The 20,402-nt window shown below is 72.0% G+C and carries 17 protein-coding genes and 1 pseudogene; 13 read left to right on the top strand and 5 right to left on the bottom strand.

Annotated features, from left to right (window positions below):
- Window positions 1-158: 158 nt before the first annotated feature.
- Both disA and radA read right to left on the bottom strand, forming a co-directional pair.
- Window positions 159-1,283 carry a DNA integrity scanning diadenylate cyclase DisA gene (gene disA / locus OO67_RS00090; protein ID WP_033296474.1) on the bottom strand — a complete coding sequence of 375 codons (1,125 nt, stop codon included), beginning with the start codon at window positions 1,281-1,283 and terminating at the stop codon, window positions 159-161.
- Window positions 1,284-1,363: 80 nt separating this feature from the next.
- Window positions 1,364-2,776, bottom strand: a complete 1,413-nt coding sequence (gene radA / locus OO67_RS00085) for a DNA repair protein RadA (protein ID WP_033296473.1) — start codon at window positions 2,774-2,776, stop codon at window positions 1,364-1,366.
- Between the two features lie 198 nt (window positions 2,777-2,974).
- On the opposite strand from radA, the gene OO67_RS00080 reads away from it, so the two are divergent.
- Window positions 2,975-4,750 (top strand): BACON domain-containing protein, encoded by a 1,776-nt coding sequence (locus OO67_RS00080; RefSeq protein WP_033296472.1) that lies wholly within the window; start codon window positions 2,975-2,977, stop codon window positions 4,748-4,750.
- Between the two features lie 177 nt (window positions 4,751-4,927).
- Here OO67_RS00080 and OO67_RS00075 read toward each other — a convergent pair whose 3' ends face one another.
- Complete coding sequence (locus OO67_RS00075) at window positions 4,928-5,770, bottom strand: DUF3109 family protein (RefSeq protein WP_033296471.1); 843 nt, start codon at window positions 5,768-5,770, stop codon at window positions 4,928-4,930.
- Window positions 5,771-5,802: 32 nt separating this feature from the next.
- Between OO67_RS00075 and OO67_RS00070 the strand changes: the two genes are divergently transcribed.
- The 5 genes from OO67_RS00070 to ilvD all read left to right on the top strand — a co-directional run bounded on the left by OO67_RS00070 (window position 5,803) and on the right by ilvD (window position 11,678).
- A complete protein-coding gene (locus OO67_RS00070; RefSeq protein ID WP_033296470.1) occupies window positions 5,803-6,750 on the top strand; it encodes a Ppx/GppA family phosphatase in 948 nt (315 codons plus the stop codon).
- Window positions 6,751-6,847: 97 nt separating this feature from the next.
- Window positions 6,848-7,657: a sugar phosphate isomerase/epimerase family protein gene (locus OO67_RS00065; RefSeq protein ID WP_208860943.1), complete on the top strand. Its 810-nt coding sequence runs from the start codon at window positions 6,848-6,850 to the stop codon at window positions 7,655-7,657.
- Window positions 7,654-8,277: a TetR/AcrR family transcriptional regulator gene (locus OO67_RS00060; RefSeq protein WP_033296468.1), complete on the top strand. Its 624-nt coding sequence runs from the start codon at window positions 7,654-7,656 to the stop codon at window positions 8,275-8,277. Before OO67_RS00065 ends, OO67_RS00060 begins: the two co-directional genes overlap by 4 nt.
- Before the next feature lie 153 nt (window positions 8,278-8,430).
- The gene (locus OO67_RS00055) at window positions 8,431-9,693 is read left to right on the top strand and encodes a PQQ-binding-like beta-propeller repeat protein (protein ID WP_033296467.1); all 1,263 of its coding nucleotides are present in this window, start codon (window positions 8,431-8,433) and stop codon (window positions 9,691-9,693) included.
- A 134-nt stretch (window positions 9,694-9,827) separates the two neighbouring features.
- Window positions 9,828-11,678, top strand: coding sequence for a dihydroxy-acid dehydratase (gene ilvD / locus OO67_RS00050; protein ID WP_033296466.1), 1,851 nt, complete (start codon window positions 9,828-9,830; stop codon window positions 11,676-11,678).
- A gap of 34 nt (window positions 11,679-11,712) precedes the next feature.
- On the opposite strand, the gene OO67_RS00045 is transcribed toward ilvD, so the two are convergent.
- The gene (locus OO67_RS00045; protein ID WP_033296465.1) at window positions 11,713-13,881 is read right to left on the bottom strand and encodes a protein kinase domain-containing protein; all 2,169 of its coding nucleotides are present in this window, start codon (window positions 13,879-13,881) and stop codon (window positions 11,713-11,715) included.
- A 195-nt stretch (window positions 13,882-14,076) separates the two neighbouring features.
- Between OO67_RS00045 and OO67_RS00040 the strand changes: the two genes are divergently transcribed.
- From OO67_RS00040 to proC, 6 genes and pseudogenes are all read left to right on the top strand, one after another.
- Window positions 14,077-14,361 carry an SH3 domain-containing protein gene (locus tag OO67_RS00040; protein ID WP_051709078.1) on the top strand — a complete coding sequence of 95 codons (285 nt, stop codon included), beginning with the start codon at window positions 14,077-14,079 and terminating at the stop codon, window positions 14,359-14,361.
- A 34-nt stretch (window positions 14,362-14,395) separates the two neighbouring features.
- A complete protein-coding gene (locus OO67_RS00035; protein WP_033296464.1) occupies window positions 14,396-14,941 on the top strand; it encodes a hypothetical protein in 546 nt (181 codons plus the stop codon).
- Window positions 14,942-15,044: 103 nt separating this feature from the next.
- A pseudogene (locus OO67_RS00030) lies at window positions 15,045-15,816 on the top strand (class I SAM-dependent methyltransferase).
- 65 nt (window positions 15,817-15,881) lie between these two features.
- Window positions 15,882-16,694, top strand: a complete 813-nt coding sequence (locus tag OO67_RS00025; protein WP_033296463.1) for an ABC transporter ATP-binding protein — start codon at window positions 15,882-15,884, stop codon at window positions 16,692-16,694.
- Window positions 16,691-17,449 (top strand): ABC transporter permease, encoded by a 759-nt coding sequence (locus OO67_RS00020; RefSeq protein WP_033296462.1) that lies wholly within the window; start codon window positions 16,691-16,693, stop codon window positions 17,447-17,449. The genes OO67_RS00025 and OO67_RS00020 overlap by 4 nt, the downstream gene beginning before the upstream one ends.
- A gap of 58 nt (window positions 17,450-17,507) precedes the next feature.
- The gene (gene proC, locus OO67_RS00015) at window positions 17,508-18,326 is read left to right on the top strand and encodes a pyrroline-5-carboxylate reductase (protein ID WP_106972686.1); all 819 of its coding nucleotides are present in this window, start codon (window positions 17,508-17,510) and stop codon (window positions 18,324-18,326) included.
- A 4-nt stretch (window positions 18,327-18,330) separates the two neighbouring features.
- Here the strand turns inward: proC and OO67_RS00010 are convergent, their stop codons facing one another.
- Window positions 18,331-18,915: a cysteine hydrolase family protein gene (locus OO67_RS00010; RefSeq protein WP_033296460.1), complete on the bottom strand. Its 585-nt coding sequence runs from the start codon at window positions 18,913-18,915 to the stop codon at window positions 18,331-18,333.
- A 74-nt stretch (window positions 18,916-18,989) separates the two neighbouring features.
- On the opposite strand from OO67_RS00010, the gene OO67_RS00005 reads away from it, so the two are divergent.
- On the top strand, window positions 18,990-19,982 hold the full coding sequence (locus OO67_RS00005; RefSeq protein WP_033296459.1) for a GlxA family transcriptional regulator: 993 nt from the start codon (window positions 18,990-18,992) through the stop codon (window positions 19,980-19,982).
- The last annotated feature ends 420 nt before the right edge of the window (window positions 19,983-20,402 follow it).

Below are 20,402 nucleotides of genomic sequence, written 5' to 3'. Positions count from 1 at the left end.
CCCCGCCTGGAGAACGGCCTGCCCGCAGGGTTTCCACGGACCGCCGTCCGACGGGACCCCTGGGCCGCCGTGCGGCGGACCGTCACCAGCGCGCCGCGGCCGCAGGCTCACAGGAGCACTGCCGCCGCACGCCACCGGCATGGTCCGGACGGGAGGCCCTAGACGTACCGCTCCAGGATCGACGACTCCGCCAGGCGCGAGAGGCCTTCCCGTACGCTCCGGGCCCGTGCCTCGCCGACCCCGTCCACGGCCTGGAGGTCGTCCACGCTCGCGGCGAGCAGCTTCTGCAGGCCGCCGAAGTGCTCCACCAGCCGCTCGATGATCGCTCCGGGCAGTCGCGGCACCTTCGCCAGCAGCCGGAAGCCGCGCGGGGAAACCGCCGAGTCCAGTGTCTCCGGCGAGCCGCTGTAGCCCAGTGCCCTTGCCACGACGGGCAGTTCGAGCAGCTCGGTGTGGGTGAGCGTGTCCAGCTCGGCCAGCGCCTCCGCGACCGTACGGGACCGCTTCGCGGTCGGCTCGGGCACGTAGTCGCGCACGACCAGCTCCCGCTCCGGCTCCACGCCCGCGATCAGTTCGTCCAGCTGGAGCGAGAGGAGGCGGCCGTCGGTTCCCAGCTCCACCACGTACTCGGCGATCTCGGTGGCGATCCGGCGCACCATCTCCAGCCGCTGCGAGACCGCCGTCACGTCCCGCACCGTCACCAGGTCCTCGATCTCCAGTGCGGAGAGGGTCCCGGCGACCTCGTCCAGCCTGAGCTTGTACCGCTCGAGGGTGGCGAGCGCCTGATTGGCGCGGGACAGGATCGCGGAGGACTCCTCCAGGACCCGCCGCTCCCCGTCCACGTACAGCGCGATCAGGCGCATCGACTGGGAGACCGAGACCACCGGGAATCCGCACGCCTTGGAGACCCGGTCGGCCGTGCGGTGACGGGTGCCCGTCTCCTCGGTGGGGATGGAGGCGTCCGGGACCAGCTGGACTCCGGCCCGCAAGATCTTGGTCATGTCCTTGTCGAGGATCATCGCGCCGTCCAGCTTGCACAGTTCGCGCAGGCGCGTGGCGGCGAAGTCGACGTCGAGCACGAAGCCGCCGGTACACATGGATTCGACGGTTCTGTCCATGCCGAGGACGATCAGTCCGCCGGTGTTGCCGCGGAGGATGCGCTCCAAGCCGTCGCGGAGAGCCGTTCCGGGCGCGACCGCGCTCAACGAGGCGCGCATCAGCGCCTCGTTCCCCGTGCCTTGGCCGGACTTTCCGGGCGATGCTGCCCGGTCGTTGGCTGCCACTGCACTCCTCCGGTCACAGGTCGGCGGTGCCCTTGCGTCCCTCGTACCGTTCGTACGGGCGGGCGAGACCAGGGCAAAGTCTACCGGCGTGCGCCGTCCTCCTGTGGTCCGTCCGGCCGAGACCGGCGGGGGAGGACTCTCAGGGCGTCGCCCATGTCGCCCACTTCCGTGACCTTCATGCCGGCCGGAACCTGTCCCGGGTCCCTCGGGACCAGGGCGTGCTTGAACCCGAGACGGTACGCCTCCGCCAGCCTGCGCTGGACCCCTGTGACCCTCCTGACCTCCCCCGCGAGGCCCACTTCACCGACCGCGACCAGATTCTTCGGGAGCGGTGTGTCGCTGGCGGCGCTGGCCAGTGCGAGGGCGATCGCGAGGTCCGCGGCCGGCTCGGTGAGCTTCACGCCGCCGACCGTCGCGCTGTAGATGTCCCGCTTGCCGAGCGCGCTGATCCGGCCACGCTGTTCGAGAACGGCCAGCATCATCGAGACCCGGGAGGTCTCCAGGCCCGAGGTGGTGCGCCGGGGTGAGGGGATCTGTGAATCGACCGTCAGGGCCTGGACCTCGGCGACGAGCGGACGCTTGCCCTCCAGGGTGACCGTCAGACACGTGCCGGGGACGGGCTCGTCACGGCGGGTGAGGAAGAGCCCGGACGGGTCGGCGAGGCCGGTGATGCCCTCGTCGTGCAGCTCGAAGCAGCCGACCTCGTCCGTGGCGCCGTAGCGGTTCTTGACGCCCCGTACGAGCCGGAGGCGGGCGTGCCGGTCGCCCTCGAAGGACAGCACCACGTCGACGAGGTGCTCCAGGAGCCGCGGTCCCGCGATCGCACCGTCCTTGGTCACATGACCCACCAGGAGCGTCGACATGCCGCGCTCCTTCGAGGCCCGGATGAGCGCTCCCGCGACCTCGCGGACCTGCGCCATACCGCCGGGCGCGCTGTCGATCTCGGGTGAGGCGACGGTCTGCACGGAGTCGAGGACGAGGAGGGACGGCTTGACCGCGTCCAGATGTCCCAGGACCGCGGAGAGGTCGGTCTCGGCGGCCAGGTACAGGTGGTCGTTGATCGCCCGGATCCGGTCGGCCCGCATCCGCACCTGGCCGGCGGACTCCTCGGCCGTGACGTAGAGGGTGCGGTGGTCGTCGCTCGCCGCCTTGGCGGCCACGTCCAGCAGCAGCGTCGACTTGCCGACGCCCGGCTCGCCCGCGAGAAGCACCACCGCGCCGGGCACGAGGCCTCCGCCCAGCACCCGGTCCAGCTCGCTGACACCGGTCGAGCGCGCCGTCGCCTGCCGGCTGTCGACCTGGCCGATCGGCACGGCGGCGGTGGAGACCCGGCCCGCCGCCGTCGTACGGACCGCGGGGGCGCCGCCGAACTCCTCGACCGTCCCCCATGCCTGGCACTCCGGGCAGCGGCCGAGCCATTTGGCGGTCGTCCAGCCGCATTCGGTGCAACGGTAGGACGGCCGGTCCTTCGCGGATTTCGTACGGGCAGCCATGGCGCCACCGTATAGGGGCGGTCCGACAGGCGGTCCGACAGCACCGGTCGTGGACACGAGAGCCGAACTTGTGCCCGATGCGGTAATTGCGGGGGAATCCGGGATTCCTGTCCCCTTTCGAGGGAGAGTGTCACCCGTAAGGATTAAATGTCGGAAAGTGCTGTCGGGGTTTCGCCTGCGTCTGCCTACGGTCGCCACGTGACGAGCAGCAGTCTGGAGACCCCCACGCACACCACCGGCGCACACCGGGCGCACCGCCGCGAGTCCCGCCCCTCGGCGCAGCGGACGTCCGCACGCTACGAGCCCTATCTCGACGGCCTGTTCACCTACTGCCTCTCCGTGCTCTGCGACCACGAGGCGGCGACCGACGCGCTCGGATCTGTCCTGGCGATCGCCGAGCGGCAGGACGGCCGGTGCCCGGCGGCCGAGGAGGAACGTAAATCCTGGCTGTACGCCCTGGCCAGGTGGACGTGCCTGCGGGCGCTCACCGAGCAGCGGAGGGGCCGCCAGGCGCACCGTCGGCCGTCCGCCCCGCGCGGCACCGCGCCGCGCGAGGACGTCGCCGACCCCGGCCCCCACGGCACCCCGGAGGAGGCCGCCGCCCCCGGCTGCCGCACGGAGTCCCCGGCGGCCGAAGCGCGCCGCCGCGAACTCGCACAGCTGGCCTGGCCCGAGGCCGCGGGCACCACCCCCGAGCAGCGCGAGGCGCTGGAGCTCGCCGTGCGCCACGGGCTCACCCCGCGCGCCGTCGCCGCCGTCCTCGGCCTCGACCCGGGCAGTGCCCGGGAGCTCCTGGCCGGTGCGGCCTGCGAGGTGGAACGCACCCGCGCCGCCCTCGCCGTCGTGGAGAAGGGGAACTGTCCCGCCGTCGCCCGGCTCACCGGCACCCACCGGGCGCTGCTCCCGGCAGTCCTGCGCCGGGAGCTCGTCCGGCACGTCGACGACTGCCCCCGCTGCCGCCGCGCAGCCGAACGAGCCGGCGCTGCCGGTCCCTGGCCGGGTGCGACCGTCACCCCGGCCGCGGCACTTCCGGTCGTCGAGGCGCCCCGGCCCTCGGTTCACGTCGCCCTGACGCACGCCCGGCGGTCCCGGTCCGGTGCCCCGCGCTTCGGCCGGACCGGCTTCCCGCTGGATCCCAAGGACCACGCCGCGCGCCGGGGCCGGCTGCGCGCCCGGGTCGTGACGACGACGGTCGTGGCGACCGTCGTCGCCGCTCCGGTGATCGCCCTGTGGGCCGCCTACCGGGGGGCGCCGCTGACCGGCGAGGGCCGCGGCACCTCGGTCACCGCGGCGGACGTGGACGGCGGGTCGGGCCCCGCGCAAGATCCGTACGACCACTACGCGAACGCGGGCAACGCCCGCTCCGAAGGGAAGGGCGCTTTCACGGACGGTGCCCGGACTCCGGGTGTCTCGGCCGAGGTCGTCAGCGTGGGCACCGGGTCCGACGGGGAGGGCTCGCTCGAGGTCTCGGCCCGCTCGTCCGGCGGCCGTACGACGATCACCCTGACCGCGAAGGGTGACGGGACAGTCGCCTGGTCCGCACGCGTGGACGCCCCGTGGCTGCACCTCAGCCGCACGTCCGGCACGGTCGCTCCCGGCCGGAGCGTCACCCTCCAGGTGTTCGTGAACCCAGCGGCCGAGCCGCAGGGCCCGTGGAGCGCGCGTGTCCTCCTCGCCCCGTCGGGGTCCGCGGTCGCGATCACCGGTTCCGGCGCCGGCACGCCGCGCCCCGGAAGTCCGGAGCCGTCCCCGGAGCCGTCCTCCCGGGCCCCGAGCCCCACACCCTCCTCCCCGCCACCGTCGACGGATCCGACGCCGGGCCCCACGGAGCCCACCGGCCCGCCGGACCCCACGCCGACGGACACACCGGGCTCCCCCGGGCCCACACCGTCCCCGTCCGGAGAACCCCCCGGGCCCGACCCGTCGTCCGGCCCGACGGCGGTCCCGGGCGGGTCTTCCGGGCCGGCGGGCTGAGCCGAGGGCGGCCCGGTGCCACGGCGGAACGTTTGTGCGCCGGGCGCGCGGGGCCGCCGTCTGGTCGAAGGGAGCCGGACCACGCCTCGGAGGAGCGTCCCGAGGACGCGCCTCGACAGCGCCTCGACAGCCGCACCCCAGCAGCAGGGCATCGAGGAGGCGCCGCGAGAGCCCGCCTCAGGCCGGATCGGCCGGGTGAGGCGCCATCGGCAGCAGCGACGCCAGCCGCTGCTCGCAGAGCTCGGCCAGCCGGTCGTAGGCCTCCTTGCCCATCAGCTCGGTGAGCTCGGGCCGGTAGGACACATAGACCGGGTCACCCGCCCCGTGCGCGGACGTGGCCGACGTGCACCACCAGTGCAGATCGTGACCGCCGGGGCCCCAGCCCCGCCGGTCGTACTCCCCGATCGAGATCTGGAGCACGCGCGTGTCGTCGGGCCGTTCGATCCAGTCGTACGTACGGCGGACCGGCAGCTGCCAGCACACGTCCGGCTTGGTCTCCAGCGGTTCCTTGCCCTCCTTCAGGGCCAGGATGTGCAGGGAACAGCCCATGCCGCCCGCGAAGCCGGGGCGGTTCTGGAAGATGCAGGAGCCCTCCCAGCGCCGTGTCTGGCGCTCGCCGTCCTCGTCGACACCGACCCAGCCGGTCTCCGTCCCGACGTCGTGGAACTGCCACAGGTCCGGCGTGAGACGCGCCACGTGCCCGGCCACCCGCTTCTCGTCGTCCTCGTCCGAGAAGTGCGCGCCCAGCGTGCAGCAGCCGTCGTCAGCGCGGCCTGCCTGGATGCCCTGGCAGCCGCTGCCGAAGATGCAGGTCCAACGGGACGTCAGCCAGGTCAGATCGCAGCGGAAGACCTGCTCGTCGTCGGCGGGGTCGGGGAACTCCACCCAGGCCCGCGCGAAGTCGAGCCCCTTCTCGTCGGGCCCGTCCGGCCCCGCTGCTTCCGGCTGCTGCATCTCCTGCTTCGACTTCGGCTGCTTCTTCGTGGCTTTGTCCGGCTTCGCCTTTTTCGTCTTTGGCACGTGCCCAGAGTAAGCCGCAGTAGCGTTCCCGTATGAGACTCGGAGTCCTCGACGTGGGGTCGAACACGGTGCATCTGCTGGTGGTCGACGCGCATCCCGGTGCCCGTCCGCAGCCCGCCCACTCGCACAAGGCGGAATTGCGGCTCGCCGAACTGCTCGACCCGGACGGGGCGATCGGCCCCGACGGGGTGGACCGCCTCGTGACGACGGTCGCCGGCGCCCTCCAGGCAGCCGAGGACAAGGGCTGCGAGGACGTGCTGGCGTTCGCCACCTCCGCCGTGCGCGAGGCGGGCAACGCCGACGAGGTGCTGGCCCGTGTGCGGGACGAGACCGGTGTCGCCCTCGCCGTCCTCAGCGGCGAGGAGGAGGCCCGGCTGACCTTCCTGGCCGCCCGCCGCTGGTTCGGCTGGTCGGCGGGGAAGCTGCTGGTCCTGGACATCGGCGGCGGTTCGCTGGAGGTCGGCTACGGGATGGACGAGGAGCCCGACGCCGCCGTCTCGCTGCCGTTCGGCGCCGGCCGCCTCACCGCCGCGTGGCTGCCCGGCGATCCGCCGGACCCGACGGCCGTACGGGCGCTGCGCCGCCATGTCCGTGCCGGCATCGCCCGTACGGTCGGCGAGTTCACCCGGCTGGGGCCGCCCGACCACGTGGTGGGGACCTCCAAGACGTTCCGGCAGCTCGCGAGGATAACGGGCGCCGCCCGCTCCGCCGAAGGCCTGTACGTCCAGCGCGTCCTCACCCGTAAGGCCCTGGAGGAGTGGGTGCCGAAGCTGGCGGTGATGACCGTTGAGCAGCGGGGGAACCTCCCGGGGGTCACCGAGGGGCGTGCCGCGCAGCTTCTGGCGGGGGCGCTCGTCGCCGAGGGGGCGATGGACCTGTTCGGGGTCGAGGAGCTGGAGATCTGCCCCTGGGCGCTGCGCGAGGGAGTCATCCTGCGCCGCCTCGACCACCTGCCGGCGGAGCAGGCGGCGCTGGCCTGATCCGGCCGCGGCCACCCATGGTCCTTCTCACTTTCAGCCGGGCTCACTCGGCGTCGCGTACCGGTGCCCGTACCCTGTCCACGTGGCAGAACCAGTGGTGCGCATCCCGGATGCGAAGGTCGCCCTGTCGACGGCTTCCGTCTATCCGGAGTCGACGGCGACGGCCTTCGAGATCGCTGCGCGCCTGGGCTACGACGGTGTCGAGGTCATGGTCTGGACCGACCCCGTCAGCCAGGACATCGAGGCGCTGAAGCGGCTGTCGGACTACCACCAGGTGCCGGTCCTCGCGGTGCACGCGCCCTGTCTGCTGATCACCCAGCGGGTCTGGTCCACCGACCCGTGGGTGAAGCTCCAGCGGGCCAGGGCCGCGGCGGAGAAGCTCGGCGCGTCCACGGTGGTCGTCCATCCGCCGTTCCGGTGGCAGCGCAACTACGCCCGGGACTTCGTCACCGGCATCTGGCGCATGGCGGACGAGACGGATGTGCGCTTCGCGGTGGAGAACATGTACCCGTGGCGCTACCGGGACCGGGAGATGCTCGCGTACGCGCCCGCCTGGGACGTCAGCAACGACGACTACCGGCACTTCACCGTGGACCTCTCGCACACCGCGACCGCGCGCACCGACAGCATGGCCATGGTGGACCGGATGGGCGACCGGCTCGCGCACGTCCACCTCGCCGACGGCAAGGGCTCCAACAAGGACGAGCACCTGGTGCCCGGCCGGGGCGACCAGCCGTGCGCGGAACTGCTGGAGCGACTGGCCCGCACCGGCTTCGACGGCCACGTGGTCATCGAGGTCAACACCCGCCGCGCCATGTCGTCGGCCGAACGCGAGGCCGATCTCGCGGAAGCGCTCGCCTTCACCCGGCTCCATCTGGCGTCGTCGGCGCGGGCACCCCGCACGTGACCCCCGGCGCCGACGGCCCGTCCCCCCGGCGCAGGGGCCGTCCCTCGCGTACGGCGCGCTCCACGGGCCCGGACGCCAGGGCCCGGATCCTGGAGGCGGCCCGCACGGAATTCGCCGAACGCGGCTACGACAGGACGTCGGTCCGGGGCATCGCCAGGGCGGCGGACGTCGACGCCGCGCTGGTCCACCACTACTTCGGCACGAAGGACGAGGTCTTCGCCGCGGCCGTCGAGGTCTCCTTCGAGCCCGCGCTCGTCATCCCCGGGATCCTCGGCGGCCCCTCGGAGGACATGGGGGAGCGGCTGGCCCGGTATTTCATCGGCGTGTGGGAGAACCCGGTGTCCCGGGCGCCGCTGCTGGCGATCCTCCGGTCCGCGCTGACGCACGAGGCGGCTGCGAACGTACTGCGCGGCTTCGTGCTGCGCCGGCTGCTCGAGCGGATCGCGGCGGAGCTGGACGTGCCGGACCCGGCCTTCCGCGCCGAACTCGCGGCCTCCCACATGATCGGCATCGCGATCATGCGGTACGTGATCCGCGCCGAACCGCTGGCGTCCGTGGACCCCGAGAAGATCATCGAGATGGTCGCCCCCACGCTCCAGAGGTATCTGGGCGACCGGTGATCCGGGTCCTGCCTGTGTGACGGCTGTGCCGGTGGGTGCACAAGGGTGTCCCGAGTCGGTACCAGCCGCTGCCGTGGCCGAATCTCGATGGTTGGCTGTCCGGGATTCGAAGAGCTGGATGCACGTGTGAACGACATATGGGGGAGACGGACCGTGACGACTCGGAATGTGCGCAGAGCGGACGGGTACGCGGCGGACGGCGTCATGCCCCGTCGGCGGCTGCTGCGGCTGGCCGGAGCCGGACTGGGGCTCGTACTGGCCGGGGCGGTGACGACCGCGTGCGGACCCGAGGAGGTCGACGCCTCCGGCGGCATGGGGGAGCCGAAGCCCGGTGGGAGCGGCGAGGGAGGCGGCGACGCGTTCACGACCCCGCCCGCCGGGACCGCCCCGCGCGCCCTGTGGCAGGAGGAGACCGCGGTGGGCACCCTCGGGAACCACGAGGTGCTCGCCGTCGTGGGGAACGTGGTGCTGGTCGCCGGTGATCCCCTGGTGGGCCGGGACCTCGCCACCGGCAGGAAGCTCTGGTCGCTGCCGGGCGCCGCCCAGCCGGGCGCCCGGCTGATCATGGGCGGGGACACGCTCTATCTGGCCAGCGGCGAGTACGACGGCGACCTCGTCGGCCTCGACCCGGCCACCGGCAAGGAGACCTGGCGCAGCCGCCTGGGCGGGCGGTACGCCCAGCCCCGGCCGATCGGCGCCGACGCAGAACGTGTGTACGTGGTCGCGGGCATCCTGGAGAAGGACCTCAGCTCCCGGCACAATGTGATCGCCGCCGTCGACATCCGTACCGGCAAGGCCGTCTGGAACGAGCGGCGGGACGCCGGCACCGAGGAGTCGGGTCTCACCTCCGTGGTCCTCGGTGACCACCTCGTCTACACCGACCACCGCGAGAACCTGACCGTCCGCGACACCGCGACCGGACGCCAGCTGTGGACGAAGAAGATCAGCAGTTCCAACTTCGAGCGGATCGCCGTCCACGACGGAGCGGTGTTCGTCGCGGACGGCAGGAACCTGCGCTCGTTCGGCCTGGGTGACGGCGCCGAACGCTGGGCGCTGGAGACCGAGGAGTTCTCCGCGTTCAACGGGCCGACCGTCATCGACGGGGTGCTCTACGCCTCCGACAGCGCCCACGCCCTGTGGGCCGTCGACCCCGCCACGGGGAAGCGGCGGTGGCACAACCCGGACCTGCTCGAGGTCTCGGTACCGCTTCAGTTCGCCAAGGTGGGGGACACCCTGTACGGGGGGACGGAGTTCGACAAGGACGGCGGCGTCCAGGCCTACGACGCCCGCGACGGGAAGCTGCGCTGGACCTTCAACGACAAGACGGGCAAGGAACAGCAGTGGTACGTCGTGGCGGCGGGCAAGCGTCTGGCGGCGCTGCACGGCGATCGCGTACAGGCCCTCCCGGCCGTGTGAACGCGGGGTGGGCGGGGACCGCCGGCTGCCCGCCCACCGGGCATCATGTCCCGTATGTCGGACGGCGTGTCCAGATCTTGGCATGAGGGGCGTACGCTCGGAGACAGTCTTTTCTGTCGAAGGAGCGAGAGACGATGCCCCAGCTGAGGTCCCGCACTGTCACCCACGGCCGCAACATGGCGGGCGCCCGCGCCCTTATGCGGGCGTCCGGCGTAGCCAGTGAGGACATTGGCAAGCCGATCATCGCGGTGGCCAACTCCTTCACCGAGTTCGTGCCCGGCCACACCCACCTCGCCCCCGTCGGCCGGATCGTCTCCGAGGCGATCCAGGCGGCGGGCGCGGTGCCCCGCGAGTTCAACACCATCGCGGTGGACGACGGCATCGCCATGGGCCACGGCGGGATGCTGTACAGCCTGCCCTCCCGCGACCTCATCGCGGACAGCGTCGAGTACATGGTCGAGGCCCACTGCGCCGACGCACTGATCTGCATCTCGAACTGCGACAAGATCACCCCCGGCATGCTGATGGCCGCGCTGCGCCTCAACATCCCCACGGTGTTCGTCTCCGGCGGTCCGATGGAGGCCGGCAAGACCACCCTGGTCGACGGTACGGTCCGCACGCTCGACCTCGTCGACGCGATCTCGGACGCCGTCAACGACAAGATCTCCGACGCGGACATCCTCCGCATCGAGGAGAACGCCTGCCCGACCTGCGGCAGCTGTTCGGGCATGTTCACCGCCAACTCGATGAACTGTCTCGCCGAGGCCATCGGCCTGGCCCTTCCGGGCAACGGCTCGGTCCTCGCCACCCACACCGCCCGCAAGGCGCTGTACGAGAACGCCGGCCGCACGGTGGTCGAGATCACCAAGCGCCACTACGGGGAGGACGACCACTCCGTCCTGCCCCGCAGCATCGCCACCCGTGAGGCCTTCGAGAACGCCATGGCCCTCGACATCGCCATGGGCGGCTCCACCAACACGATCCTCCACCTGCTGGCCGCCGCCCAGGAGGCCGAGCTCGACTTCGGTCTCCCGGAGATGGACGAGATCTCGCGGCGGGTCCCCTGCCTCGCGAAGGTCGCCCCCAACGTGGCCCCCGGCGGCACGTACTACATGGAGGACGTGCACCGCGCGGGCGGCATCCCCGCCATCCTCGGCGAGCTGTACCGAGGCGGCCTGCTCAACGAGAACGTGCGCAGCGTGCACGCCGACTCCCTCGACGAGTGGCTGAAGACCTGGGACGTGCGCGGGGGCTCGCCCTCCGCCGAGTCACTCGAACTCTGGTACGCGGCTCCCGGCTGCAAGCGCTCCGCCACAGCCTTCTCCCAGTCCGAGCGCTGGGACAGCCTCGACACGGACGCGGCCGGCGGCTGCATCCGCTCGGTCGAGCACGCCTACTCCAAGGACGGCGGACTCGCGGTCCTCAAGGGCAACCTGGCCGTCGACGGCTGCGTGGTGAAGACGGCGGGCGTCGACGAGTCGATCTGGACGTTCGAGGGCCCCGCGGTCGTCTGCGAGTCCCAGGACGAGGCCGTCGACAAGATCCTCCGCAAGGAGATCAAGGACGGCGACGTCGTCGTCATCCGCTACGAGGGCCCCAAGGGCGGCCCGGGCATGCAGGAGATGCTCTACCCGACGTCGTTCCTCAAGGGCCGCGGGCTCGGCAAGACCTGCGCCCTGGTGACCGACGGCCGCTTCTCCGGCGGCACCTCGGGCCTGTCCATCGGCCACGCCTCCCCGGAGGCCGCGTCCGGCGGCACCATCGCCCTGGTGCAGGACGGCGACCGGATCGCGATCGACATCCCGAACCGCACGATCGAGCTCCTGGTGTCCGACGAGGAGCTGGCCCGCCGCGACCAGGCCCTCGGCGGGGTGTACGCCCCCAGGAACCGCGACCGCAAGGTCTCCCAGGCGCTGCGTGCCTACGCGGCGATGGCGACCAGCGCGGACAAGGGCGCTGTCCGCGACGTCTCCAAGCTCGGCTGACCCGCGGAGGTTCCGTCCGGCCCCGTCCCTGGTCTCACCAGTGGGCGGGGTCGTCGGCGTCCACGGCGAAGACGGACCCGTCCGGCGCTGTGCCGACGACACTCCTGCCCAGGACGACGGGGGCGGGCAGCGACGAGGCATGGGTGAGCTTGCCCTCCCGGAGCCGGGGACGCGTCTGGCCGAGCAGTGTCCCGTGCTCCGTGTCCACCGCGAGCAGCCGTCCGTCGGCGGCCGAGAAGTACAGCCGTCCGCCCTCTCCGAGTACCGGCGCCGACGTCATTCCGACGGCCGTCTCCAGCCGCCACCGCTCGGCACGCCCGGCGCCCGGGCGGACGTCGAGCGCGAGCAGGGTCCCGCCGCGCTCCAGCAGCAGGACGGTGTCGCCGTCCACCACGGTCTCCGGGGCGTTCATCCGGAAGGGCAGCGCGATACGGGTCGTGCTCCGCGGGGCCGGGTCGTAGCGGACGAGCCCGGTGGTCTGGGCCTTCTCGTTCATGGAGGTCAGCAGGAGCGCCCCGCCCGACGTCCCGGCCGGGGTGAGCATCCCGTCGAGGCTGCGCTGCCAGGCCGTTCCGCCGGTCTTCGCCTCGACGGCCGTGACCAGGGTGGAGCCCCCCTGCGCCGAACCCTCGAAGACGTACGCGAGCCCGGTCCTGGCCTCGTACAGCGCGAAGCCAGGGCTCTCGTGCCCCGGGAGGGCGCGCCGCCAGCGGGAGGCGCCGGTCGCCGCGTCGAGCCCCTGAAGCGTCCCGTTCCGGCGGACGGCCAGCAGGGTGTCGCCCGCCGGGAGGGGCGTGTCGAGGTACGCGGAGAGATCCGTACGCCAGAGTTCCGTGCCCTCACCGGGGGAGTAGGCCCGGAGTTCCTCGCCCGCCACGACGGTGTAGGCCACGCTCCCGGACACCGCGCCCCGGGGGCCGGAGCCTCCGGAACCCCCCTGCGGGGTCTCCCGGTCCGACCAGACCACGCGGCCGTCCGAGGGGTTCAGCCGCGCCGAGCCGAACCCGGCGGCGGAGCAGTACAGCGCGGGGACGCCGGTGCCGGAGGCCCCGGAGGCGCACGACGGCGTCGAGCTGCCCGGTGCGCGCAGCGGGGTCCGCCACGGTACGAACGCCGCCGCGGGCCCCTTCTTCACACCGGCTTCCGGCGCCCCGGAGCCACCCCACGCGCCGGACGCCCAGAGACCTCCGGCCAGCAGCAGCGCCGCCACGGCGACGCACGCGAGGCGCAGCCGGGTGCGCCGGCCCTTCGCCGTCGCGGCTCCGGGCCCGGACGGCAGCCCGTCCGCCGCCCGCACATGCGTGGTCCCCTCGTCCGCCTCCACGGTCTCGGCGGCGAGCGGCTTGCGCTGGACGGGTATGAAGGCGGCCGCCTCGTACGACGGAGGGTGCAGCGCGGCCATGATCTCGTCCGGGGTGGGGCGCTCCGCCGGATCCTTGGCCAGGCAGCGCCCGACCAGGGGCGCGAGATCGGCCGGCACCCCGGCCAGATCGGCCTCGTCGTGCACCACCTGGTAGGCCACGAGGTACGGGCTGTCCGAATCGAAGGGCCCCCGGCCCGTCGCCGCGTGGACCAGCACCGCCCCGAGCGCGAACACGTCCGCGGCCGGACCGACCTCGCGGGGCCGCTGGAACTGTTCGGGTGCCATGTACGGCGGCGAGCCGATCAGCTTGCCCGTCTCCGTGCGGAGATCGCTGTCGTACGGCCGGGAGATCCCGAAGTCGATGACCTTGGGCCCGGAGTCGGGGAGCAGCACGTTGCTCGGTTTGAGGTCCCGGTGGATGACACCGGCCCGGTGGATGTCGCGCAAGGCCTCGGCGAGCCCGGCCGTGAGCCTGCGCAGTTCGGCGGGGCTCATCGGCCCGTTCCGCTTCACCTGTGCGGAGAGCGTCGGGCCGGGTACGTAGAGGGTGGCCATCCAGGGCAGCGCGGCCGCCGGGTCGGCATCCACGACCGGCGCGGTGAACGCTCCGCTGACCCGCCGGGCAGCCGCGACCTCCTGGCGGAAGCGCGCCCTGAACTCGGGGTCCGCGGCGTGCTGCCGGTGCACCACCTTCACCGCGAGCTGCAGCCCGGAAGGCGAGCGCGCCAGGTGTACGACACCCATGCCACCCGCTCCGAGACATGCTTCGAGCCGGTACTGCCCGGCGTACTCAGGATGCTCCGCTTCCGGATGTGATCCGGTCCCTCGCAGCGGCGGCATCGCCCACCCCCGTGTGTTCGTGCGCAAGCGCGACGCACGGAGCCTAGTCGATGGTGCGTGCGAGGAGTGTGGGGCTTGTTAGCGGTCGCCACGGACACGGCGGCGGTCGCCACGGACACGGCGGCGGTCGCCACGGACACGGCGGCGGTCGCCACGGACACGGCGGCGGTCGCCACGGACACGGCGGCGACGACGTTGGCCGTGGAGGAGCTGACGACGCTCGCCGCGGACACCGTCGTCTACCCGATCGCTCCCGGCTACCGCGTCAACGTCCGCAGAGGGCCCGGAACGCAGTACGGGCTCGTGCGGACGCTGCCGTACGGGATGAGCGTCCCGGTGTACTGCCAGAAGCCGGGGGAGCGGGTGTCCGGCCCGTACGGCACGTCGAACCTCTGGGACAACATCGCCAACGGACAGTTCGTCTCGGACGCCTACGTCAAGACGGGCAGTGACGGTTACATCGCGCCGCGCTGCGACTGACGGAACCGGCACGCGTCCGGGGATAATCGATTCCGTGAGCGAGAACAGCGAAGCCCCCGGAACGTCCTCGGCCGTGCCTGCGGGCGGCACCACGCCGGGGCCGCAGCCCGAACCCCTCCGTTTCTTCGGTACGACCTGGGTCGACCACGACGGGGGGTACGGGCTGCGGCGCGCGGGCGTGACCACCGGCTCGCTCGTCGCGGCCGTGGCCGCCTGCTTCGTGCTGCGCTTCGCCTACCAGGGCCTGGAGATCGCCGAGGTCGGCGGCTTCGTCGGGATGCTCGTCGTGCTGATGTTCGCGGTCTGCAGCGCCATCGCCTTCCGCAAGACCTGGGAGGGATTCACCCGCCGTCCCGACGACGCGTCCCAGGAGGACAGGCTCCGCGGCCTGAAGTCGATCGGTTTCATCGGCTCACTCCTCGCCTACTTCCTCCGCTCGTTCAAGGAAGCCCCGGGCGAGAAGCTGCGGCGTACGGAGTACGAGACGGCGCTCGCCCAGTACGCGAAGCGCCGCTCGTCCCGGACCGGCAACCCGGCGGCCCGCAAGAGCGCCAAGGGAAAACGCTCCGGGCGCCGGTAGCCGCGCCCGCGGTGCTGCTGCCGGTAGCCGCGCCCGTTTGGCGTGCCGGCAGCCGCGCCGCGAATACCGCCCGCCTGCGCCGGGGCACAAGCACGATGAACCCATGCCCGCATCCACGCCACGCGCACTCTCGTTCGACGGTGCTGCCGCCCTGTACGCGGCGGCACGCCCCGGATACCCGCCCGCGCTCCTGGACGCCGTCGAGGAACTGGCCGGCCATCCCCTGACCGGTGCCCGAGCAGTCGACGTCGGGGCGGGAACGGGCATCGCCACCCGGCTGCCTGCACACGCGCGGTGCCCGGGTCACGGCCGTCGAGCCGGGCCCCGGCATGGCGGGGGAGCTGCGCCGGTCGCTGCCCTCCGTCCCCGTGGTCCGGGGTGACGGCAACCGCCTTCCCCTGGCCACCGAGTCGGCCGGTCTGATCACCTACGCCCAGTCCTGGCACCGGACGGACCCGGCCCTGGCCCGCCCGGAGGCGTTCCGCGTCCTTCGCCCCGGCGGTGCCCTGGCGCTCTGGTGGAACGTCTCCGACGACTCCGTCCCCTGGATCGCCGACCAGGACACGCGGCTGCGCGGGCACCTCGGTGCAAGCGACGGTGCCCACGGCACATTGGAAGGCGCGGGAACGCGCAACCTCGCGCAGCTGTCCGGCGGCCGGTTCGCGCACCGGCTGCTGCGGTGGTCCCGGACGGTGCCGGTCGGGACCCATCTCGCCAACCTCGCCAGCCACTCCGCCTTCCTCGTGCTCGGTACGGCCGGTGAGGAGTCCACCCACCGCTTCCTGGACGAGGAGCGCGGGCACCTGACCGCCGTGTTCCCCGACGGCATGGTCGAAGAGTGTTACGTCGTCGAACTCGCCGTGCTGGTCCGCTGACCGCCCTGGCCCGCCCGCGCCACATCCCTTGACGTGCTTCCTTCGGCAGGCCCAATATTCATCACATGATGAATTCTCTGCGTACCGCGAACGCGGGGGCCGTCGAGGCACGCGCCCTGACCGTCGTACGAGGAGAGCGCACCGTCCTGCGCGGCCTCGGCTTCACCGTCGGGCCGGGCAGGATCACCGGCCTTCTCGGCCCGTCCGGCTGCGGGAAGTCCACGCTCATGCGGGCCGTCGTCGGCACCCAGGCCGGGGTCACGGGAACGCTCGACGTCCTCGGCCACCCTGCGGGCCACCCGTCCCTGCGGCCGCGCGTCGGCTACGTCACCCAGGCGCCGTCGGTCTACACGGACCTCACCGTGCGGCAGAACCTGGACTACTTCGCGGCGGTGCTCCGGCCGGGCCGCAGGAACCGCGACTCCCGGGAGGAGGCCGTCACCCGCGCCATCGGCGACGTCGATCTCACCAGCCACGCCGACGCGCTCGCCGGCCGCCTCTCCGGCGGCCAGCTCAGCCGCGTCTCCCTCGCGGTCGCCCTGCTCGGCACGCCGGAACTCCTCGTCCTCGACGAACCGACCGTCGGCCTCGACCCCGTACTGCGCCGCGACCTGTGGAACCTCTTCCACGCCCTCGCCGCCGACCGGGGGACCACGATCCTCGTCTCCTCCCACGTCATGGACGAGGCGGAACGCTGCCACCGGCTGCTGCTCATGCGCGAGGGCGGGATCCTCGCCGACGACACCCCCGAAGCCCTCCGTGCCCGTACCGGCGCGGCCACCGTCGAGGAGGCCTTCCTCCACCTCGTGGACGAAGCGGCCGCCGAAGCCGCCGCCGACCCCGCCGAAGCCGCCGCCCGCCAGGAGACGAACCGATGAGCACCGACGCCCCCGCACTCTCCCCGGCCCGGACCCTCGCCACCGCCGGACGCGTCCTGCGCCAGCTCCGCCACGACCCCCGCACCGTCGCACTGCTGCTGATCGTCCCGGTCGTGATGATCACGCTGCTGCGCTACGTCTTCGACGCCGACGCGGGGACCTTCGACGCCATCGGTGCCTCCCTGCTCGGCATCTTCCCGCTGATCACGATGTTCCTGGTGACGTCGATCGCCACTCTCCGCGAACGCACCTCCGGCACCCTCGAGCGCCTCCTCGCGATGCCCCTCGGCAAGGGCGACCTGATCGCCGGATACGCGCTGGCCTTCGGCGCCGTAGCCGTCGCCCAGTCCCTCCTGGCGACCGCGATGTCCGTCTGGGTCCTCGGACTGGACGTCGTCGGATCCCCGTGGCTGCTGCTCCTCGTCGCCCTGCTCGACGCGCTCCTCGGCACGGCGCTCGGCCTGTTCGTCTCGGCCTTCGCCAACTCGGAATTCCAGGCGGTGCAGTTCATGCCCGCCGTGATCTTCCCGCAGCTGCTGCTGTGCGGACTGTTCACCCCGCGCGACCGGATGCACCCCGTGCTCGAGACCGTCTCCGACGTCCTGCCGATGTCCTACGCCGTCGACGGGATGAACCAGGTGCTCACCCACACCGGCATCACCGCCGACTTCTACCGCGACGTCCTCGTCGTCGCCGGCAGCGCGCTGCTCGTCCTCTGCCTGGGCGCCGCCACCCTCCGCCGCCGCACCACCTGACGGCGCGGTGCGAAGATGGCGGCATCCACGACGTGTACCGCGTTCCGCCACCCGGAGGATGAACCGCATGACCCAGACAGTCGCAGTCCTCGGTACAGGAAAGATCGGCGAGGCCCTGCTCAGCGGCATGATCCGGGCAGGCTGGCGGGCCCGGGACCTGCTGGTGACCACCCGCCGCCCCGAACGCGCCGAAGAGCTCCGCACCCGTTACGGCGTGGAGGCCGTCACCAACGCCGAGGCCGCCAAGAACGCCGACATCCTCATCCTCGCGGTCAAGCCCCAGGACATGGGCAGACTGCTCGACGAGCTCGCCCCGCACGTGGCCGCCGACCGCCTCGTCATCAGCGCCGCCGCCGGTATCACGACCGGTTTCATCGAGGACAGCCTCGCCGCGGGCACCCCGGTCGTACGCGTGATGCCGAACACCCCCGTCCTCGTGGACGAGGGCATGTCCGTCATCTCCGCGGGCAGCCACGCCACCGCCGAGCACCTCGACCACGCCGAGACGATCTTCGGTGGCGTGGGCAAGACGCTCCGCGTGCCCGAGTCCCAGCAGGACGCGGCCACCGCGCTCTCCGGATCGGGACCCGCGTACTTCTACTTCCTCGTCGAGGCGATGACCGACGCGGGCATCCTGCTCGGCCTGCCCCGCGCCCAGGCCCACGACCTGATCGTCCAGGCCGCCATCGGAGCGGCGGTCATGCTCCGGGACAGCGGCGAACACCCGGTCAAGCTGCGCGAGGCCGTCACCAGCCCGGCCGGCACGACCATCAGCGCCATCCGGGAACTGGAGAACCACGGCGTGCGAGCCGCCCTCATCGCGGCCCTCGAAGCAGCCCGCGACCGCAGCCGCGAGCTGGCCACGGGCAACGGCTGACCGACTACTTCGCAGCGGCCACCAGTTCCTCGCTGCGCACCACGCTCGCGAACCCACCGTCGTGCAACGTCACGGCGGTGGCCCGCGACAGCTCCCGCGCGCTCAGCTTCCAGCCCCAGGGGCCTTCCCCGTCGAAGGTGTACGTCGCGTCGAGCGCGAAGAACACCTCGTATCCGAGATTGCCGCCCATGCGCGCCGTCGTCTCCGCGCACATATTGGTCTGGATCCCCGCCACCACGATCTGCCGCACCCCGGCCTCCCGCAGCCAGCTGTCCAGATCGGGTGTCCCGTAGAAGGCGGAGTTCACCGACTTCGTCAGGAACAGCTCCGGCCCCGTGCCCTTTCCACGGCGTTCCTCGACGTACGTCTTGAAGGCGTTCCCCGCATGTCCCTCCCGCAGGGGCGAATTCCTCTCGGGCGAGTCGTGCCGTACGAGGACGACGGGCCGGCCGGTCGCCTGCCAGGTATCGATCAGAAGCGCGATGTTTTGATCGGCCTCCGGGTTGTCACGTGGTCCCCAGTACGCCTCCTCCTCGAATCCCTGCTGTACGTCGACGACAACCAGCGCTGCGTTCCCCGCGATCTCCATGCACCTCACTCTGCTCCGGACCGTGGTCCGTTCCCAGGGGAGGGAAAGCCATCGATCGATGCTTTACTGCCACGATGACCGTGCCACCCGACCGGCCCGGCCGGATCGCTCTGGTCGCCTTCCCCGGCATCCGCGCCTTCGACGTCTCGGTCATCACGGAGGTCTGGGGGGTGGACCGCACCGACCGCGGCGTGCCCGCATTCGAACTGCGGCGCGTGGCGAGCGAGCCGTACCCCGTCCAGCTCCAGGGCGGCCTGTCCCTCACGCCCGACCGCACACTGGCCTGGCTCGCCCGTGCTGACCTGATCGTGGTCCCCGGGCTCGACGACCACCTGACGCCCGCGCCCACTCCGGTGCTCGATGCCCTGCGACACGCCCACACCCGGGGCATCCCCCTCGCGGCGCTGTGCGGCGGAGCCTTCACGCTGGCTCAAGCCGGCCTCCTGGACGGCCGCAGGGCCGTCACCCACTGGAACCTCACCGGTCTGCTCAAGGCACGGCATCCCCGGGTGACGGTGGTGCGCGACGCCCTCTTCCTGCACGAGGACAAGATCTGGACCTCGGCCGGAACCGCTGCCGGCATCGACCTCTGTCTGCACCTGGTGCGCACGACCCATGGGGCCGAGGCGGCAGCGACGATCGCGCGTTCGATGGTCACGGCCCCGTTCCGCACCGGGACCCAGGCGCAGTTCATCGAGCACCCCACGCCACGCGCGGACCGTGACGCGGACGCCCTGGCGGAGGCCCGTGCCCATGCGCTGGCCCATCTGGCGGAACCCCACACCGTGTCCGGACTCGCCGCCCGGGCCGGCATGTCCCCCCGTTCCTTCGCCCGCCGTTTTCAGGCGACCACCGGTACGACGCCGATGCGCTGGCTGATCACCCAGCGCATCGCCGCAGCCCAGAAGCTGCTGGAGAGGACCGACTTGGCAGTCCCGGAGGTGGCCCGTCGCGCGGGGTTCGGCAGCGAGATCACGATGCGCCAGCACTTCGCGACGCACCTGGCCACCAGCCCGCGCGACTACAGGCTGGCCTTCCAGGACAGGGGCGCGCCGACTGGGGGTTGACACGCCCTGCGCGGCTCCGTAGTGTGCTCCGAGTTGTCCGACGTGAGCGCCGACTCCGGTCGGTCCCCGGACAGCCATTCCGCAGTAACCACTCAAGGCGAGCGACCTCTGTCGTGCGTTTTCACGTGCGTATGTGCGAAATGAGGAATCAGCGTTCGAAGGTGACCCGATTAGCGTCGGGCCCAGGGATTCCGCTAAAGTCTCACTCGTCGGAACGGCCCAACGGCCGGGAAGACGAATCCCGCTGACTGGGAATCAGGCCCGAAAGGATCTGATATAGTCGGACTCGCCGGAAAGGGAAACGCGAAAGCGAAGAACTGGAAAGCGAATCAGCAGGAACCCGCTTCGGCCGGGAATCGGACACGAAAGAGTCTGATAGAGTCGGAAACGCAAGAACAGAAGGGAAGCGCCCGGAGGGCC

The organism is Streptomyces atroolivaceus (assembly GCF_000717025.1).
Taxonomy (GTDB): Bacteria; Actinomycetota; Actinomycetes; order Streptomycetales; family Streptomycetaceae; genus Streptomyces; species Streptomyces atroolivaceus.
This window is presented reverse-complemented; position numbering and strand designations above follow the sequence as displayed.

Bases quoted from the DNA above. Each gene is read 5' to 3' on its own strand.
- radA (WP_033296473.1), bottom strand. From the start codon at position 2,776: ATGGCTGCCCGTACGAAATCCGCGAAGGACCGGCCGTCCTACCGTTGC.
- OO67_RS00070 (WP_033296470.1), top strand. From the start codon at position 5,803: ATGAGACTCGGAGTCCTCGACGTGGGGTCGAACACGGTGCATCTGCTG.
- ilvD (WP_033296466.1), top strand. From the start codon at position 9,828: ATGCCCCAGCTGAGGTCCCGCACTGTCACCCACGGCCGCAACATGGCG.
- OO67_RS00045 (WP_033296465.1), bottom strand. From the start codon at position 13,881: ATGCCGCCGCTGCGAGGGACCGGATCACATCCGGAAGCGGAGCATCCT.
- OO67_RS00025 (WP_033296463.1), top strand. From the start codon at position 15,882: ATGATGAATTCTCTGCGTACCGCGAACGCGGGGGCCGTCGAGGCACGC.
- OO67_RS00020 (WP_033296462.1), top strand. From the start codon at position 16,691: ATGAGCACCGACGCCCCCGCACTCTCCCCGGCCCGGACCCTCGCCACC.
- proC (WP_106972686.1), top strand. From the start codon at position 17,508: ATGAACCGCATGACCCAGACAGTCGCAGTCCTCGGTACAGGAAAGATC.
- OO67_RS00010 (WP_033296460.1), bottom strand. From the start codon at position 18,915: ATGGAGATCGCGGGGAACGCAGCGCTGGTTGTCGTCGACGTACAGCAG.
- OO67_RS00005 (WP_033296459.1), top strand. From the start codon at position 18,990: ATGACCGTGCCACCCGACCGGCCCGGCCGGATCGCTCTGGTCGCCTTC.